The sequence below is a fragment of the Paenibacillus sp. JT31N17 genome (genome assembly GCF_056269255.1).
In genome coordinates this window covers 294295-312200 of the sequence record NZ_JBWDNP010000002.1, presented here as the reverse complement: position 1 = coordinate 312200, position 17906 = coordinate 294295, and the positions used below count along the sequence as shown (strand labels likewise).

Genomic DNA, 17906 nt, shown 5'->3' with positions numbered 1-17906 from the left:
CGTATAAAATTTCAAGCCAGCTAACCTACCATTTAAGATGCTCTCCGAACAAAAGAGCATTACTGAGCTCGCGCCCCGGCGCAGTCACTGTCCTGCCTTTGTACCACAGACCCGATGAGGCGCCGCCGTCGAGATTCATGGCCTGCTGGGCGCCCAGTTGAATCATGATCTGCGCCCACTGCTTCATGGTCGCCCCCGATACGGTAGCGATTATGACCGATCCGTCTTTGCGGATGGCAATGCCGCTCCTTGCCCCGCCGCCGCTGATGATTTTCGGATCCCGGAAACCTTCCTCTGCGGCATTCAGAGATACTTTCCCGTCCTTCACAAGTCTTGGTCCAGCACCTACAGCCGTCTGCACCTGGCTCCAGTCCAGCTTCTTGCCGTCCATATCCTGATACTCGACTCTATAATTCACCTTATCGCCCACTTTAAATTTGGCAGCCTGCCCTTTCTCTGCGCCCATAAATACAAGAATATATCCATCTTTGGGTATCGCGGCATTTTCCCCGTATGCAATACGGTTTACTTTGCCATTCTGTACAATAACAGCCACTACAGCAGCAAATCCCAGCCTGGCTCCGCGTGCGGGCGTGAATAACGTAGCTGCCGATCCGGAAGTCGGTTTGCGGTTGATAAAATAAGCATACCAGCCGCTCGTGCGCCCGCTGCCCTCAACCTCCCCGAAAATCTTGATCCGCAGCGAATCCATCACCGCGCTTCCATCCCATTTGAACCCGATCGTTGTCCCAAGATTGCCAATATGCTCCGGCAGTCCATCACGGATCAGGTTGCCGTAAGGATCGGGAACACCGCTGTATGCGTCAAAGAAAGTCCCGTTAATCGCGATATCGGCATTGTAGGTCTTGGCAATTGACGCAAGCGGCTGGACAGAGCCGACGCTTCGGCTTGCAATACCCGCTGTCACCGGCATACCTTTCGGAATCGTGACCGTGCTTATGGAGAATGATTTGCCTCCGGCCGATACTTTGCGCGATTCCAGCTTAGGCTGGAATGCAAGCTTAGGCGGCTGCGCGGTGGAGACATGAACCGGCAGCTTAAGCTGACCGCTATAGCCTGTGGAGACCACGTTAATTGTCAGTGTCGTCCTGCCCGCTCCTACCGCTGTAATTACCCCTGCCGCATTCACCTTGGCTACCGCCGGATTGCCTGTTTGATAAGTCAATGCAACCTCTTTGGAAACTGTAAGCCTAGTGCCGAGGAACAGACGGGTGCCTGCCGCAAGTTCAACCGCAGCCTTCGGATAAGCGAGCGTTACCCTGCCCTGCGGCTGATCAGGGACAGCAGCCTGCGCCATAAACGACGCTGTCCGGTTTAGTCCTGATTGATTGAAACCATTGCCGGATATGGCCGCTGCCGTTTCCGTCAATGGTCCTCCCAGAGCTGCCGCTACCATCATGACGCCAAGACCGGCGGTCCTCCAATTGTGCCTGTACATTCTTTTATACTGCTTTCTGCCTTTGTGCACCTTGCCCCAATCCCTTCCTCATCCTAATAGGTATCACCTTATACAATTGTCGGACAAGGAACTTCGAATATGAATATCTGCTTAAAGATTCCTTGCAGAAAAAAAAGATTCCTTAAGTGAAGGAATCTCTATCGTCCGCTGACTTATATATGAATAATGCTTAGCTTATGAGTGCCATCAGGCTTTTGAATTCAAGCTCTTCGAATTTGCCAACGACCCGCTTTCGCTGCCGGTCAATTTCCCAGCCGCATAAATCAAATTCCAGCTCCACCGGTACATCAAGGCGGATACGGGCCAATTCCCTTGAGAGATGAAGCATCTCCAGATCGGCTTCGATCTTGGCGCGAACCGTCTTGGATAAGCTGTCCAGGTTCTCCAGTATGCCATCGACGGAACCATATTCCTGAATGAGCTTATGGGCTGTTTTCTCCCCAATTCCGCGCACCCCGGGATAATTATCGCTCGTATCCCCCATCAGTCCTTTAACACAAATCACCTGCTCCGATGTAAGCTGCCGTTCTTCCAGCAGGAACTCGGGTGTGTATACCGCATAGTTGCCTTGGCCTTTTTTCATTATGACAACCGATATCCGCTCATCCACCAGCTGCAGCAAATCATGATCTCCTGAAAGTACGTAGACATGCGCATCTCCGCTGTGGCGTTTGGCCAGCGTCCCGATGCAGTCATCCGCTTCATAGCCGGCAATGCCGACATTGGGAACGCCAAAGCTTGCAACAACATCCTTCACCAGATCGAACTGGGGAATCAGATCCTCCGGCGCGGAGGGCCGGTTGGCCTTGTAGCCGTCATATTGAGAGGTACGGAAGGTTTGACTGCCCATATCCCAACAGCATACGACATGCGTTGGCTTGAAGCGCTGCACGGCGTCCATAAAATACTTCACAAACCCGTAAATGGCATTAACCGGAACGCCGCTGCTCGTTCGCCTTACGGTTCCTCCATAGGAATTGGCAAAAAAAGCGCGGAACAGCAACGCCATTCCATCGACAAGCAGCAGCTTGTTCTCACTATTCTCCTTGGTATCCTGGCTCTCCAGGTCCTCAAACATTGCCATTTGATCGTAAACACTCATATTCATCCACCCGCTCCCTTCGTCCGCTCCGTTTACTCTCCCCGAATAAAATGACCTATACGGCGCGCCGCTTCAACAAGACGCTGCCTGCTCTCCACAAGCGCAATGCGAATAAATCCTTCCCCTTGTGCGCCAAACGCGTCGCCGGGAATAACAGCCACGCCGCAGCGGCTTAGCATTTCCCGGGAAATGCTCCGGGAGTCCCACGGATCAGCCAGATTCCAGCGCATCGTAGGCAGCTGGGCCCAGACGAACATTGTCGCTTTAGGCTTCGCTACCTCCCAGCCTTCTTCGCGCAAAGCATCCAGAAACGCATCCCGCCGCTCTTCATAGACAGCGCCTACCGACGGGATTGCTCCCTCCATATCCTGCTGCAAAGCGGCAATTCCAGCCTCCTGCACCGGCAGAAATACGCCATAGTCGATATTCGCCTTAAGCGCTCCCAGAGCGCCCACCGCTTCCCTGTTTCCTGCCAGAAAACCGATCCGGCAGCCTGCCATGTTGAAGCTTTTGGATAAGGAATGAAATTCGACCGCAACCTCGCGGGCACCCTCCACCTGCAGTATGCTGGGCGGCTTGTAGCCGTCGAAGGCTATTTCGGAATAAGCCAGATCATGAACGATCAGAATCTGATGCCGCTTGGCGAACGCGACCGCCGCGGCAAAAAAGGACAAATCGGTTACAGCCGATACCGGATTGCCGGGATAGTTCAGCAGCATGAATTTGGTTTTGGCCAGCACCTCAACCGGTATCGAAGCCAGATCCGGAAGATAGCCGTTCTCTGCATGCAGCGGCATTTGGTACGGTGTTACTCCCGCCAGGGCGAGCCCTGCAGCGTAAACGGGGTAGCCCGGGTCCGGCACCAACGCGATGTCGCCCGAATTGCACAGAGCGAGCGCCAGATGGCCAAGACCGTCCTGCGAGCCCATAAGAGAGAGCAACTCGGTTTTGGGATCAACCGAGATGCCGAAACGGAATGCCAGCCAATCTGCCGCCTGCTCCAGAAAAGCTGCGCTTCCTCTCGATCCCGGATATTGATAGGCCCCGTCTCTGAGCACAGCCTCGCTTAATACCTGCCGAACCCGCTGCGAAGGAGGCAGGTCCGGACTGCCAATACTTAAATCGATTACATCAAGCCCCTGTTCACGCGCCTTGCTCTTCCAATGTCCCACCTCTGCGAATATGGAAGAACCCAGCATGGACAGCCGCTCGGCCTGCCGTTTCTTCGTCACCAGCCAGTTCCCTCCAACGTTGTCAACTACCCCAGACACGATCATAGTCGTCGTCCTTGAAACCTACCGTTACCTTTATGCCGTCTGTTACGACCGGCCTTTTGATTAATCTGCCATTGGAAGCCAGCAGGTCTATTTTTTCCTTATCTGATAAAGTGGGGAGCTTATCTTTCAGATTCAATTCTTTATAAGCCTCTCCCGAGGTATTAAAAAATTTCTTCACCTCAAGTCCGCTCCGCCCGATCAGCACTGTCAGTTCTTCAGCGGAAGGCGCCTGTTCGAACAAATTATGCGAATCCAGCTCATAGCCTTTGCCACTCAGCGATTTAACGGCATCGCGGCAGGTACCGCATTTGGGATAACCATAAAATGTCAATTTCTTCATAGAAAGCTTCCTTTCGTTAAAGCCAAAATCCTCATTTTATCCGCGGACCGGCAAGAAGCAGCTTCTCCAGCTGCTGCAAATCCTGCGGAAGAGCTGCTTCAAACTCCATATATTTATGTGTCATGGGGTGGGTAAAGCCGAGCGTTGCCGCATGAAGCGCCTGACGCTCCACAGCTGCTTCCAGCTCGGCTGAACCGCCGCTGCTTCTACTGGACGATGCATAACCATAGAGCTTGTCGCCGATAAGCGGACAGCCGATATGCTTCATATGTACCCGAATTTGGTGCGTACGTCCTGTCTCAAGCTTCAGCTTGATCTTCGCTGCGCCTCCGCTCCGATAAACAGCTTCGGTCTCGTAATGGGTAATCGAAGCATACCCGCCTGGAATAACCACGCGCAGATGAGGTTCTTCGGGATTGCGGTCAATCGGGGCATCCACCGTTCCTGACGCCGGATCCGGAGAGTTATAGACAAACGCCCGGTAGCGCTTGTCGATCTCGCCAGCCTGCATCTGCTCCGACAACTGCTGATGGATATAGGGGTTCTTGGCGATTGCCACAAGCCCTGAGGTTTCCTCATCCAGCCGATGGATCGGTCTGAAACGGACCGTTTCTCCCCTCTGCAGCCAGTGATGGACAACCCCGTTGGCGAGCGTACCCGTGTAATGTCCGTGCGTGGGATGAACGATGATTCCAGGAAGCTTGTTCACAATCAGCAGCTCGCGGTCTTCGTATACAATATCGAGGGGCATCGGCTCAGGCAATATATCATCGGATTGCTCCTGTTCCATACGCACTGCCAGACAATCGCCCTGCTTGACCCGCTCATTCGTAAACACGCGTTTCCCGTTCAGGGTCAGCCCCTGCTCCGTCAGCTTCAGCCGCGACATCAGCTTGCGGGAGACGCCCAGACGCTTCTCAAGCACCGTCCGGACCATCCTGCCCTCATCTTCGGCGGATATCTCAAGCACCAGCGGGTCATAATAGAGGCCGCTCATTTCTTTTTGCGGAATACTTCGGCGCTGCGCACATACTCCGTATCGGGAACACCCAGTCTGGCATTGGCAAAACGGGCAGCTGCGAAGAAATAATCAGAGAGCCGGTTGATATATTTCTGTGCCTCGGGATTGACGGGACGCTCCGCCGACAATGTAACGACGCGGCGCTCCGCTCTGCGGCATACGGTCCGGCAAACATGCAGCAGGGCCGATACTTCACTTCCTCCCGGCAGAATAAAGCGGGTCACTTCCGGAGCCGCCTCCACATGAGCGTCTATCCACCCCTCAAGTCTAACCGCCGGTTCCGCATCCATTTTCATCTGGCGGCTCTTAGGATCGGCAAAAGCAAGATCAGAACCGCAATCGAATAATTCCTGCTGGATCTGGGCCAGCTGCACCACCAGCTCATCCAGCCCGCCTGCTGCCGCTGCGACAGCCGCCGCCTGGCCAACGAATGAGTTCAGCTCATCAATCGTACCGTAAGCTTCAACACGTTCATCATCCTTGCGGACACGTCCGCCCTTTACCGACGTTTGCCCATCGTCTCCCGTTCGGGTATATAATCTCATGGCTTGACGAGCTCCTTCATGACTTCAATGGATAAATCCTGATCCGGCGCATTTGCCGGAATAATCATCAGCATATTGGGTTCGTTATAGCCCGCATCCTTGAATATCGTCTTTTCGACGGGAATCGCGAACAAACCCTTGACGAGCTTCGGATTCTTCGAATCGCCGAGATCGCTCTCGAGCACACCTTCCGGATAGGCGGAAGCGTCAAACCACTTGTCCAGCTGAATCGCCGGGCCCTGAGTAATCATACTCATTAAGGTATCCTTGGGAAGGATCAGAATTCCGTTTCCTCCGGCAGCAATCTCCACAATCAGCTTCTGTTCGTTGTACATCGGAGAAGCGTTTACTTCAATCGTCTTCTCTTCGCCAAATTTGGCTTTGAGCTGCTCCTCGACCTTGGCAGCCACACCATCCGGCAAATATTCCTTGGGCATAATAAATACAGTCAGATCGGCATTGGATCCGCAGCCCGAAAGAGTCATACATAATACCAGTAACGCAAAACCTGCAAATAAAGCTCGAAATCTTGTCGGCAAACGCAGCAACATAATCCCTCCACATCGAATATCTACGTCAAATATAGCATAAATAAGACTATAAAAAAAATAAAAGAAGCCCTCGTCAGGGGCTTCCCGGGTAAGAGAATCCGCATTATGATGATTTCGACTTTTTTCTCATGACATGCATATACTCATTAATCTTCAAATCCAGCTTCCGGCTGAGATCAATCACGATATCGGAATTAAATGTCGTTTCTTCCGTATAGGATTGCTCCATCTTCGTTCGGAGCGCATAAATCTCAGCTTCTAGTGATTGTATCGAGGAAGACAACTGTCTAGCTGACACGGTGCCCGGCTCATTATTGAACGATAGGCCATAATCCGCAAAAGCCATTGTCATCCCTCCTTGTCGTCGATCTAATGCTGTTGTTTCGTGGAATTTACCCCACAATACTTTAAGGAAATAGCAACGGAAGATGTAATTTGTTCATTAATTCTTCTTCGTTGTTCCTAGGTTCCTTGCAGTTTTACTAAATTATAACAAACAATTACAATTATGAATATCATTTTTTGCGGCCAAAATGGACTTATCCTGCCGTATATTTGCGGACAAAATTGCCTATCCGCTCAATCGCCTCAGTCAGTTGGCTGACAGATGTAGCATAGGAGCAGCGCAAATGGCCTTCCCCACCGAGTCCGAACACATCTCCGGGCACGGCGGCAACACTTTGCTCAAGCAGCAGGGCGGTGGCGAACTCTTCGGAGCTGAGTCCGGTTGCCTTGATAGAAGGAAAGGCGTAGAACGCTCCTTGGGGCTCATGGCATTCCAGGCCGATTTCGCGGAACCCGTGAACCACGAGACGGCGGCGCTGGTTATAAGCCTCCACCATGCGGTCTTTTTCCTCCAGTCCGTTTTTGAGAGCTTCAAGAGCTGCGACCTGAGCCATTACAGGTGCGCACATGACGGTATACTGGTGAATTTTCAACATAGCCGCTATAAGATCTCGGTGCCCGCAGGCATATCCGATCCGCCAGCCGGTCATGGCGAACGCCTTGGAGAAGCCGCTGACCAGAATAGTCCGGTCCTTCATGCCCGGAAGCGAGGCAAAGCTGACATGCTTGGTGCCGTACGTAAGCTCCGCATAAATTTCATCCGAAATGACGATCAGATCATTTTCCTCGACCACTTTTGCAATCGGCAGCCAGTCTTCACGGGTCATGATACCGCCCGTCGGATTGCTGGGATAGCATAAAATAAGTACTTTGGACCGTGGTGTGATGACAGCCTTCAGCGACTCGGCCGTCAGTTTGAACTGATCCTTGGCATAGGTTTCAATTCCGACCGGTACGCCTCCGCTCAGGGAGGTGATCGGCGAATAGGAAATATAACAAGGCTCAGGCACAAGAATCTCATCCCCTGGAGCAATAAGCGCACGCAGCGCCAGATCGATCGCTTCGCTTCCGCCTACCGTCACCAGTATTTCATTGCCAGGTTCATAGGAAACATCGAATTGACGGTTCAGATAATGACCGATTTCCTCGCGCAGCTCCGGCGTGCCGGCATTGGAGGTATACTGGGTTTTGCCCATTTCCAGCGAGTACACACAGGCCTCGCGGACATGCCATGGCGTAACAAAATCAGGCTCGCCCACGCCAAGCGTAATAATGTCCTTGCGGCCGCTTGCCAAATCAAAAAATCGGCGGATTCCCGATGGCTTCATAACCCGTGCCTGCGGCGACAGATAGTCAGCCATGGAAGTCCGGCTTGTCGGGGTGCTCTGCTGAAGTTCTTCGTCTTTTATCATGATCGGTCACCCTTTACGGTGAGATAAGAAGACGGTGATCGTCTTCATGCTCTTCGAATATAATGCCATCCTGTTTATACTTCTTCAAAATAAAAAATGTTTTGGTGGACAGAACCGCGTCAATGGGTGACAGCTTGTTGGAAACGAAGGATGCGACGTCTTTCAGCGTCTTGCCTTGAACCTCTACCAGCAGGTCATACGCTCCTGACATCAAATAGACCGATTTCACTTCGGGATATAAATAAATCCGCTCCGCGATGCCCTCGAAGCCGCGGCCGCGTTCCGGTGTAATCTGCACCTCAATCAAAGCCGTTACCTTCTCGTCCTCCACTTTGCTCCAGTTGACGACTGTCGCGTATTTGACGATGATATGGTCTTCTTCCATTTCTGCGATCTCCTGCTTTACTTCCGCCACCGGTTCATCCAGCATGGTCGCGATCAGATCCGCACTGCGGCGCGCATCTTCTTTTAGCAGCTCTAATATTTTCATCTTGCGCTCATTCATCGTCATACCCTCCCAAAGCAATATTAATCAACCGCAGGCAGTACCGCCCTCCCAAAGGACTACAATGGGTGGACAGTCCTGCCTTCGCGTCATTAGTTATAATGAATATATTACAACGAATCCAAGCTTCCTGCAAAGCGCAAAGATGTGAGGCTTGCAAACAGGAAAGAGCCCCATCAGGGGGCTCTTCCGAAAAAAACGGCCCAAAGGGCTGTTTAAGCTACATATAATACTGGCCGTTTTGCTGCGGCATTTGCTGCTGCTGCTGATAAGCCTGGTGCTGTCCGGAAGGCTGCTGCGATTGTTGGCTTGACTGACTTTGCTGAAGCTTTTGCAGATGCTGCTCCGTCTTGACCAGGGTTTGCTGATTTTGCTGGAGCTGCTTGGTCAGATCCTGACGGAGCGCAGGCGATGAGACGCTGTACATATTGGCCTGCTTCATTGCGTTGAACAATTCTCCCTGCATATGAAGCGTATTATTCAGCAAATGGGTGAACATCCCCCGGATTTCCGGACAGCTTGATTCTGTTGCCGCTGTCGCGTACTCCCGAACCACACGTTTCAGATCGGCAAGGACGGTATAAGCCATATCCTCTTCCGGCATGAGCATTTGAACTTGTCCATTTTGCATATTTTGCTGCTGATACATATCGGATTCCTCCCGTTCCTCTAATTTTGCGGCTGTGTTGGTGCCAATTGCTGATGCTGCTGAAGTGAATTCATTAATGTCTGCGTGTTCTGATGGTGCATCGATATCATTTGCGAACATACCTGTTTGATTCCCTGGGTCTGCGCAGCAACGGCTACAGCAGCGCATTGCTTCATCAATAGATCCTCATTGGATATGGAATCGACGATATATTCCATTTCCTTGGATGAGATAGGCTGCATCATGTGAAAACTCCCTCCTTTTTTCCAATTCATTGAACCTTCCGTATTATGTCCTCCGTATGAAATTTATATGTATCCGAATTCCTCCTTTTCAGGAAGAATTCAATCTTTCCGGATTAAGGAAGATGGATTGTTTTTACATGGTCAAAATGCAGATAAATGGATTTGCCATCCGCGTTCGACAGCTCGATCATGCTCTGATCAATGCTTTTGAGGACTCCGATTTTATTTGGGTTCTCGCCGAGATCCAGGATGACGAATTCACCAAGCAGTTTATTCATTTGCTGATCAAACGTACGGGCCAGCGTAATGGGAGAAGGCTTGAGCGGAAACTGCTCCGGCGTCAAGGTATACGGCGTGACATTGGGGTTATATGGTATCAAATATTTCAGATGCTTCAGGGAAACCATGACCGAATGATAAACCGGCGAGTAAAAAACAAAGAAATCGTTCATCACACTCGTTAAATAGCCATGGATCGACTGATGGCCGGTAATATACAGTTCGGAAAACATGCCTTTTGCGTTCATCAATACTTTTCGATATGAAATAAGATCATTTTGCTGCTCAAAATGAGGCTCCGGCACTTCGATATCCTGAAACTCATTAACGATTAACCGCATCTGCTGCAGATGAACAAATGGTATATACAAAAATTGTCTCCCATTGTGCACGACTAATATGTCTTGGCCCAAATCGATCAGTTTTCCCTTTATAGGTAGAGAAGCGCCGGAAACGTCAAGCTCAACATACTGGTCTAATAAAGGATGACGACTTTTCAATGAGAACAACCTCCTTTCATCCTGAGATTTGCATCCAGATATTATTGAGGCGAATTTGATATAAAACGGTTAATGATAGATTTTAATTGCATTGGCAAAGCTGCTGCCAGCGCCGGCTTGATATGCCGGCACCGGCATGAACTCAGCCCTGATTCCAAACTTTGTGAAAGGTTCACGGTCACAATTGGCGCGATTGATGCTGCTCGTGCGGTAATTATCCTTTTTTTCCTGATTTTTTGCTGCTGCTGTTTCTGCTTCCTTGATTGCTGCGGGATTTGCCCTTCCCGCTTCCTCCCGTACTGTTTCTTTTGCTGCCGGATTTATTGCCCTGGCTGCCTCCAGTTCCGCTTCCTTGGGTTCCTCCGGATTTGCCGCCGCTTCCGCTTCCTTGAGTTCCTCCGGATTTGCCGCCGCTTCCGCTTCCTTGAGTTCCTCCGGATTTGCCGCCGCCGCTTCCGCTTCCTTGAGTTCCTCCGGATTTGCTGCTGCCGCTTCCGCTTCCTTGAGTTCCTCCGGATTTGCTGCCGCTTCCCGATTTGTTGCCCTTGCTTCCGCTGCTGGCATATTTGCCGGAAGATTTAACGGTTTTGATATGGTAGAGCGGGATACGCATCAAATCTTGTCCGTTGACAACAAGGAGCAGCGACTGATTTCCCACTTCGGCTATGAAGCCTTCCACTTTCTCAGGACCGCCCCAGTTTACTTGAGCAAAGGATTTAACCATTTTGTGTAAAACGCCAACAAAATCCGATGCGACAATATAGTTGGGCGTCCAGCTTCCTTGGCTTTTGCTGCCTTCAAGCTCGGTAATGCTTTTTACGTGACTTGAATTGATATACACAGTACCTTCTTTAGCGTACAAGGCAACATAATCGCTTTGTACCCCAACCAGTCTGCCGACAAGAGACTCAGGACCGCCGCGGTTAATTTTTATTTGTTTGCCGATCAGGCTGTTCAGATAGTTGTCATAGTGGCTGCCGCCGCCCATTGAAGGAGACGCATCGGATGCATTACTTGTATAGCTTTTATGTCCTTTGCTGCCAGGACTGGCATTGCTGCTTAAGCTAACTGTTTTTTTGTTATGGCTTGCTTTTTGAATATGTTCCATTGAAGAATCCCTCCATGAATGAATAGATTATAAGCGGTTTGATACTTTCAACTATTAGAAGAGAAGCTGGTGGAAGCTGATCGATGACAAGTTCTTTCTTCTAATAGCTGCAATAATGGCGATCATCAGATCCGAGGCCGCATAGTCGAAAGTTGCGGATAATGGACACCAGAGCACTTTTCATTCCTTCGCGACTAATTCCAAGGTTCAACCTTCAAAAACTTCAGCTGCTGACAATCCGGTATAACCGACTCGTTTCGTCTTTCATCCCTCCAATACTTGCCTCCATGAAATCCATCATGTTAAGCAATTTGTAATATATCTATATGTATCTCGCAATAATCTGGTACTAGATTCATATCTATTTTTATTCAAGTTGGATTGCAACCCAGCACAATAAATAGATTCATATCTATTTTGTTCAAGTTGGATTGTAACCTAGCGCGATAGATAGATAATTTTCATAGCCTGTATAAATATGATATAAGGAGGAAATTATTCATGAGCGGTACAAATGGCAAAGGTTATAAACGCAGCAAAAAAACATCAAAGAAGTCATGGAAAGGAGCGAAATGCAGTCCAAAGAATCAAGATGCGCCGAGTACGCAAGAAGAAACCAATGGTATTCCGTGCGCAGAGGGCGAGGATAATGTAACAAAAGATAACAAGCACAGATCCGGCGATGTTCAAGGCACGCAAGGCGAGAACCGTTCCAGTGGACTTGGCGGCACACAGGGCTCCAGAGGAACAAAGGGGTCCAGAGGCGCTCAGGGCACACAGGGCTCCAGAGGCGCTCAGGGTACACAGGGCTCCAGAGGCGCTCAAGGTACACAGGGCTCCAGAGGGGCTCAAGGTACACAAGGCTCCAGAGGGGCTCAAGGTACACAAGGCTCCAGAGGGGCTAAGGGTACACAAGGCTCCAGAGGGGCTAAGGGTACACAAGGCTCCAGAGGGGCTAAGGGTACACAAGGTTCTCACGGCGGAAAGCGCTAATAAGGTGCAGCCTTTCACCCTGCAGACTTTGTAAATCATGGCATACCGGCAGTGACCATTAGGCTGATGCCTGCATAATGTAAAGAATCATAAAAAAGCCTATCGTCTTTACCGATAGGCTTTATCTTTTGGTTAAGGAGATGGTCCAATGTCCGGGGAAGGACTGCCGACCCGCAAAATAACGATCAATGAGGACGACTTGTCAAGGCTCCAGGCTGATGTATGGAGCAATGAATTCGCTCCCGTTAAACTTGAAATGGACGGAGAATCCTATGAGGCGCAGCTTCGCTTCCGCGGGGGCCATACTCGCAATTATCCCAAAAAATCTTACGAGCTGCGGTATGGTAATAATAAGACCATGCATTGGAATGCTGAATTCGACGACCCGTCGATGATGCGCAATGCCCTTTCCTTTCATTTTTTCAATTCCATCCAGGTACCGGCACCCTCAACCCGTCACTTCTGGCTGGAATGGAATGATCAGCCCCACGGCGTTTATCTGGATATCGAAGCCGTGGACCAGACCTTCTTCAGAAAACGGAAAATCGGCTCCAGGGCGCTCATCTACGCGGTTAATGACAGTGCCAACTTCAGTCTCATCGACCCGGATACGAATCAGCATAAATCTACACTTTTTTCCGGTTACCGCGTGATGAAGGGGACAAAAGAGACACCAGTCCGCCTGACCCGCTTCGTTAGACGGATTAACCGCCCCGCCGGCGAGGCTCTCCGCTCCTATCTCGTCAAGCGGCTCGACATCGGACTTTACTTGAAGTGGCTGGCCGGCGCCGTGCTGACCGGAAATTATGACGGATTTGATCAGAACTATGCCCTGTATGAGCATGCAACAAGCGGAAAGTACCGGATTATTCCCTGGGATTATGAGGGCACATGGGGAAGAAACTGCTACGGCAAATTATGCGGCAGCGATCTGGTCCGGGTAAAAGGGTACAACATCCTGACGCGCAAAATATTATCCTACCGTTCCTGCCGGCAGGCTTATCGCCGTATTCTGAACCAGCTGTTGGCTGATAAATTTACCATACAGCGGCTGGAGCCCGTCCTGATGAAGCTGCACGGGGAGCTGACGCCAGCGATCAGAGACGATTTCACGAGAAAATGGCCCTTCCACACTTTTCAGGAAGAGCCGGAGGTATTCAAGAACTACATCAATGAAAGACGGCTTATTGTCAGGGAAGCCTTGAGCAGCTGGAAAAATTAAACCGCCATGGTTCCTCATCTTCTTCTTTCAATATAGCTTCATACTTAAATAACGCTCGCCGCTGTCCGGGGCCATGCAGAGCACGCGTCCGCCTTTTCCAATCCGGGTGGCAACCTGCATGGCTGCCCAGACAGCCGCCCCGGAGGACGGGCCCAGAAGCAGTCCTTCCAGCCTGGCCAGATCGCGCATGGTGCGGATGGCATCATCATCGGACACGCGGATAATTTCATCATACACGGAGGTGTTGAGAATAGCCGGGACGAAGCCGGGACTGGTGCCCACAAGCTTATGCGGCCCAGGCTGGCCGCCGGACAGGACTGGCGATCCCAATGGCTCGACGACAGCTATATGCAGACCGGGAATGGCCGCCTTCAAGGCTTCGCCTGTACCGGTTATTGTGCCTCCTGTTCCTGAAGTGGCGATAAAAGCGTCAAGTCGGCCTTCCGTTTGTTCGATAATTTCCAGCGCCGTTGTTACCCGGTGAATATCGGGGTTCGCAGGGTTCTCGAATTGATTGGGAATATAGCTGCCTGGCCGTTCAGCCTGCAGCTCCATTGCTTTGCGGATCGCGCCGGGCATCCGCTCCGCCGCCGGCGTCAGAACTACTTTTGCACCATAAGCCTTAAGCAGCGAGATTCTCTCCTGCGACATATTGTCGGGCATAACCAGAATCAGGTTGTAGCCTTTGGCTGCGGCATTCATCGCCAGACCTATTCCGGTATTCCCGCTCGTTGGTTCAATAATCGTATCCCCCGGCTGAATCTTGCCTCTTCGCTCGGCATCCAGAATCAAGGAAGACGCCGCGCGGTCCTTCACGCTGCCGCTGGGGTTGAATCTCTCCAGCTTTACAATCACCTCCGCGTCTTCATGCCGCGTCAAACGCTGCAGAAAAACTGCGGGTGTATCTCCGATAAGCTCCGTTATGCTGTTTACAATACGCCCCATTATATCCTCCCTAATTTCACTTTCTTTGCTCTATGGCCACTTCGAACCGATCGCATAAGCCCATCTCTTCAACCCTTGCCAGCTGTATGATCCAGCTCTTGCGGATACCGGCAAGTCCGTATATCAGACCGGCTAATCCACCTGTAACAGCTCCGGTCGCATCTGTATCCTCGCCCAGATTGATTGCTTTCAATACCGCTTTCTCATAGCTTCCAATCCTGCTGCTCGCCTGATCAGCGTACTCTTGTTGTTCCACCTTCAATTATAATGGCTCTAACGCCCTGCAGCTAATGAATATATATGTTTCGTCATTACAGAGTAAAGCAAGGACGCATGAAAAAGAGACTGCCGCGGCAGCCCCTTATTTTTTGCTTCATTATATACAGGATAAACGGGTCGTTATGCCTATCCTCTCAATTTGCCGGATGGATAGGAAGCAGAGTTATCCGCACCGGATCACCCGTTCATTACAGCTGCATCGATAGCCGGCACTTTTGTCTTCTTGCGATAGACGACACGGGACAGCCATACGCTGATTTCATAAAGAACAACCAGAGGGATAAAGACCATCAAATGTGAAATGAGTTCAGGCGGTGAGATCAGACTGGCTAAAATGACAAGTCCCAGGTAGGCATAACGGCGCATGCTGTTCAATACCTTGGGCGTAAGCACACCGATTTTTGTCAAAAACATAATAACAACCGGCAGTTCAAAAGCCAGGGACATGGGTATAACGATGCTGAGCATGAAACCGAAGTATTGGGCGATGCCGTACGTCTGGGTAAGATCCAGCTGGTCGGATATCCGGGAAGTAAAACTGAAACTCATCGGAAATACGACAAAATACGCGAATCCAATTCCAATCAGGAAACATAGGACGGAATAGGGAATGTAGCGCAGTGTAGCCTCCTGTTCCTCCTTCTTTAGCCCGACTTTCATAAAGCTCCAGAGCTGGTACAGGATATAGGGGAGAGTGACGGCGGCCGAAATCACGAAGGCAACCTGCATATAGATACGCAGCGCATCCCACGGCGAGAAAACATTCCATGTAATTCCGGAAGCCGGCGGGATGCCTTTCAGATAGAGAAGTACTTTTGGCGAAAGGATCAAGCCCCCGATCATGGTCAGAAATAGGACGACAATTACCCCGATAATCCGTTTTCGAAGCTCTGCAAGATGTTCAATTAAGGTCATCTTCTTTTCTTCAATCATCACGGTTTCCCCTTTCGTAATTTGAATTATGCCTGGCCTCTTCCGTGCAGACGTTTGTTCAGCATGCCTTTCAGCTCAAATGTCCGAAAACCGTCCTTTATATTCCGGTTGATTTCACGGATATTATCCACGTCCTCGAATGAATATTTTCGAACTCCTCCTTTGGTCCTAACGGGAAAAACCAGCTTTCTTTCCTCGTAATAACGGATCTGCCTTTCAGATAATCCTGTAAGCTCACACACCATACCTATATACATCACTTTCTCTTCCATAACGCTTAGCCTCCTTTGGTGTTTGAATGCTTCAACATCAATTCAGTAAGTAAAATAACCTTAAATGTTAAGAAACATGACGTTAATCAAGGGGGTTGGGACGGATTATAGCAAGCGCTTTAAATCTTTGCAAGTCTATTATAAATATTTATTAAATTTGGGCTGCACATAAAAAATAATTTATGTTAGATAATCTAACATTTTTTGATTCGCCACGGCAAGCGGTGTGATACATTTTCCTTGCAAGGTTGAATCTACTTTGAGAAGGAGATGTCGCGCCGTGGAGACTAAAGAGAAACCGAATGAAATTACCCGCAGGCAGTTCTTAACGACCGTTGGAAAAGTCGGAGGATCGGCGGCCGTATTCAGTGTTATGGGAACACTCGGCCTGCTTTCGCCTGAAACCGTAAAAGCAGCAGATTTCACGCCTCCCCGAAGTGGCGATTTAACGGCAACCAACCGCAATGGCAAGAAAGTCATTATTCTCGGAGCCGGTATCGGCGGTATGACAGCGGCTTACGAGCTCGGTAAAGCCGGCTACGACGTTACCATTCTTGAAGCCAGGGAACGGGCGGGCGGACGGAACTGGTCGGTCAGGAAGGGCACGACAGAAGCTGAGGTGGGCGCTTCCAAGCAGATCGCCCGGTTCGATGACGGCATGTACCTGAACGCAGGTCCAATGCGCATTCCGCAGTTTCATGTGACCATGGATTACTGCCGTGAGTTTGGCGTGGAGATGGAGCCCTTCAACAACGTGAATGACAGCGCTTATTATTATAACGAGAATGTGGGCGCGCTTTCCGGCCAGAAGATCCGCAAACGGGCTGCCAAAGCCGATATGAGAGGTTACGTTTCCGAGATGATGGCGAAAGCCGTTAATCAGAAAGCGCTTGATCTCCCGATTACGGCAGACGAGAAAATTAAACTGGTCAACTATCTCAAGGCGGAAGGGAATCTTGAAGAGGATTTGTTTTACCGGGGCTCCGAACGCGGCGGCTATAAGGACGAACCGGGAAGCAGACTGGACGCCGGGGTGCTGAGAGACCCTTTTGACATGAAAGCGATCATCAATTCCGGCTTCGGAAATTTCTTCAGCAGCGAATACAGCTATGATATGCAAATGATGATGTTCCACCCTGTCGGAGGCATGGATATGATCTCCAAAGCCTTTGAGAAAAGGGTAGGCCACCAGATCAAATACAAGGCGGAGGTTAAAGAAATCCGCCAGTCCTCCTCGGGAGTGCGGATTGTCTATACGGATCTGCAGAAGAATGTCGACAGAGAAGTAACAGGCGATTTCTGCATCTGCACAATCCCCTTGTCTGTCCTCAAGGGCATTCCGGCAGACTTCTCGCCTAATATGGCCAAAGCGATTTCCAGCGTCGGATATGCCTCCGCAGGGAAAATGGGGCTTCAGTTCAAACGCCGCTTCTGGGAAGAGGATGAGCAAATCTACGGCGGCAACACCTTGACCAATATGGATATCACCCAAATGTACTACCCGCCTACGAAATATTTTTCCAAGAAAGGCATTCTGCTCGGTTACTATGTCTTTGGCTCCAACGCCGACAAGCTGGGCAAAATGACCTATCAGGAACGCGAAAAGCATGCCATGATGCAGGGGGCCAAAATTCATCCGCAATTTTATGATGAGTTCCAGACATCCTTCTCGATCGACTGGAAAAAAATAAAATACAATCTCGGAGGCTGGGTATCTTATTCCGGAGACGACCGGAAGACCTACTATCCTACGCTTTGCAAGCCGGACGGACGAATCTACCTTGCCGGGGAGCATATCAGCTACATCACGGCCTGGCAGGCCGGGGCGATTGAATCCGCCCGTTCGGTTGTAACGGACATCCATCAGCGCGTCCTGAAAGACTAATAGACCATAAGGAGGAAT

General features: G+C 50.4%; 21 protein-coding genes. 3 read left to right on the top strand and 18 right to left on the bottom strand.

Features of this window, described 5'->3' with window-relative positions; translation table 11 throughout:
- Nucleotides 1–25 precede the first annotated feature (25 nt).
- The 14 genes from AC0YOB_RS08955 to AC0YOB_RS08890 form a co-directional block, all read right to left on the bottom strand.
- On the bottom strand, nucleotides 26–1459 hold the full coding sequence (locus tag AC0YOB_RS08955; protein WP_475792544.1) for a phosphodiester glycosidase family protein: 1434 nt from the start codon (nucleotides 1457–1459) through the stop codon (nucleotides 26–28).
- 190 nt (nucleotides 1460–1649) lie between these two features.
- The gene (locus tag AC0YOB_RS08950) at nucleotides 1650–2558 is read right to left on the bottom strand and encodes a 5'-3' exonuclease (protein ID WP_475792987.1); all 909 of its coding nucleotides are present in this window, start codon (nucleotides 2556–2558) and stop codon (nucleotides 1650–1652) included.
- Between the two features lie 56 nt (nucleotides 2559–2614).
- Nucleotides 2615–3781, bottom strand: coding sequence for an aminotransferase class I/II-fold pyridoxal phosphate-dependent enzyme (locus AC0YOB_RS08945; RefSeq protein WP_475792986.1), 1167 nt, complete (start codon nucleotides 3779–3781; stop codon nucleotides 2615–2617).
- A 55-nt stretch (nucleotides 3782–3836) separates the two neighbouring features.
- Nucleotides 3837–4199: an arsenate reductase family protein gene (locus AC0YOB_RS08940; protein WP_475792543.1), complete on the bottom strand. Its 363-nt coding sequence runs from the start codon at nucleotides 4197–4199 to the stop codon at nucleotides 3837–3839.
- A 31-nt stretch (nucleotides 4200–4230) separates the two neighbouring features.
- Nucleotides 4231–5136, bottom strand: a complete 906-nt coding sequence (locus tag AC0YOB_RS08935; protein ID WP_475792542.1) for an RluA family pseudouridine synthase — start codon at nucleotides 5134–5136, stop codon at nucleotides 4231–4233.
- A 56-nt stretch (nucleotides 5137–5192) separates the two neighbouring features.
- Nucleotides 5193–5765, bottom strand: a complete 573-nt coding sequence (locus AC0YOB_RS08930; RefSeq protein ID WP_475792541.1) for a cob(I)yrinic acid a,c-diamide adenosyltransferase — start codon at nucleotides 5763–5765, stop codon at nucleotides 5193–5195.
- Nucleotides 5762–6316 (bottom strand): hypothetical protein, encoded by a 555-nt coding sequence (locus AC0YOB_RS08925; protein ID WP_475790377.1) that lies wholly within the window; start codon nucleotides 6314–6316, stop codon nucleotides 5762–5764. The genes AC0YOB_RS08930 and AC0YOB_RS08925 overlap by 4 nt, the downstream gene beginning before the upstream one ends.
- A 103-nt stretch (nucleotides 6317–6419) precedes the next feature.
- Nucleotides 6420–6662, bottom strand: a complete 243-nt coding sequence (locus tag AC0YOB_RS08920) for a Spo0E family sporulation regulatory protein-aspartic acid phosphatase (RefSeq protein ID WP_475769126.1) — start codon at nucleotides 6660–6662, stop codon at nucleotides 6420–6422.
- A gap of 193 nt (nucleotides 6663–6855) precedes the next feature.
- A complete protein-coding gene (locus AC0YOB_RS08915) occupies nucleotides 6856–8073 on the bottom strand; it encodes an aminotransferase class I/II-fold pyridoxal phosphate-dependent enzyme (RefSeq protein ID WP_475792540.1) in 1218 nt (405 codons plus the stop codon).
- Nucleotides 8074–8086: 13 nt separating this feature from the next.
- Nucleotides 8087–8578, bottom strand: coding sequence for an Lrp/AsnC family transcriptional regulator (locus AC0YOB_RS08910; RefSeq protein ID WP_210037170.1), 492 nt, complete (start codon nucleotides 8576–8578; stop codon nucleotides 8087–8089).
- 220 nt (nucleotides 8579–8798) lie between these two features.
- Nucleotides 8799–9227 (bottom strand): spore coat protein, encoded by a 429-nt coding sequence (locus AC0YOB_RS08905; RefSeq protein ID WP_475792539.1) that lies wholly within the window; start codon nucleotides 9225–9227, stop codon nucleotides 8799–8801.
- Nucleotides 9228–9247: 20 nt separating this feature from the next.
- Nucleotides 9248–9472 (bottom strand): hypothetical protein, encoded by a 225-nt coding sequence (locus AC0YOB_RS08900; RefSeq protein ID WP_210037168.1) that lies wholly within the window; start codon nucleotides 9470–9472, stop codon nucleotides 9248–9250.
- A gap of 113 nt (nucleotides 9473–9585) precedes the next feature.
- Entirely contained in the window at nucleotides 9586–10122 is a 537-nt protein-coding gene (locus AC0YOB_RS08895; protein WP_475790374.1) for a DUF2642 domain-containing protein, read from the bottom strand.
- 343 nt (nucleotides 10123–10465) lie between these two features.
- Nucleotides 10466–11359, bottom strand: coding sequence for a hypothetical protein (locus tag AC0YOB_RS08890; protein ID WP_475792538.1), 894 nt, complete (start codon nucleotides 11357–11359; stop codon nucleotides 10466–10468).
- Between the two features lie 501 nt (nucleotides 11360–11860).
- Here AC0YOB_RS08890 and AC0YOB_RS08885 point away from each other — a divergent pair.
- On the top strand, nucleotides 11861–12352 hold the full coding sequence (locus AC0YOB_RS08885; RefSeq protein ID WP_475792537.1) for a hypothetical protein: 492 nt from the start codon (nucleotides 11861–11863) through the stop codon (nucleotides 12350–12352).
- Between the two features lie 148 nt (nucleotides 12353–12500).
- A complete protein-coding gene (locus tag AC0YOB_RS08880; protein ID WP_475792536.1) occupies nucleotides 12501–13574 on the top strand; it encodes a CotH kinase family protein in 1074 nt (357 codons plus the stop codon).
- 27 nt (nucleotides 13575–13601) lie between these two features.
- Here the strand turns inward: AC0YOB_RS08880 and cysK are convergent, their stop codons facing one another.
- From cysK to AC0YOB_RS08860, 4 genes are all read right to left on the bottom strand, one after another.
- On the bottom strand, nucleotides 13602–14519 hold the full coding sequence (gene cysK / locus AC0YOB_RS08875; RefSeq protein ID WP_475792535.1) for a cysteine synthase A: 918 nt from the start codon (nucleotides 14517–14519) through the stop codon (nucleotides 13602–13604).
- A gap of 16 nt (nucleotides 14520–14535) precedes the next feature.
- Nucleotides 14536–14775, bottom strand: a complete 240-nt coding sequence (locus AC0YOB_RS08870) for an ADP-ribosylglycohydrolase family protein (RefSeq protein WP_475792985.1) — start codon at nucleotides 14773–14775, stop codon at nucleotides 14536–14538.
- 200 nt (nucleotides 14776–14975) lie between these two features.
- Nucleotides 14976–15731 (bottom strand): twin-arginine translocase subunit TatC, encoded by a 756-nt coding sequence (gene tatC / locus AC0YOB_RS08865; RefSeq protein ID WP_475769117.1) that lies wholly within the window; start codon nucleotides 15729–15731, stop codon nucleotides 14976–14978.
- Between the two features lie 26 nt (nucleotides 15732–15757).
- Nucleotides 15758–16003 carry a MerR family transcriptional regulator gene (locus AC0YOB_RS08860; RefSeq protein WP_210045587.1) on the bottom strand — a complete coding sequence of 82 codons (246 nt, stop codon included), beginning with the start codon at nucleotides 16001–16003 and terminating at the stop codon, nucleotides 15758–15760.
- Nucleotides 16004–16283: 280 nt separating this feature from the next.
- Between AC0YOB_RS08860 and AC0YOB_RS08855 the strand changes: the two genes are divergently transcribed.
- Complete coding sequence (locus AC0YOB_RS08855; protein ID WP_475792534.1) at nucleotides 16284–17888, top strand: flavin monoamine oxidase family protein; 1605 nt, start codon at nucleotides 16284–16286, stop codon at nucleotides 17886–17888.
- Nucleotides 17889–17906 lie beyond the last annotated feature (18 nt).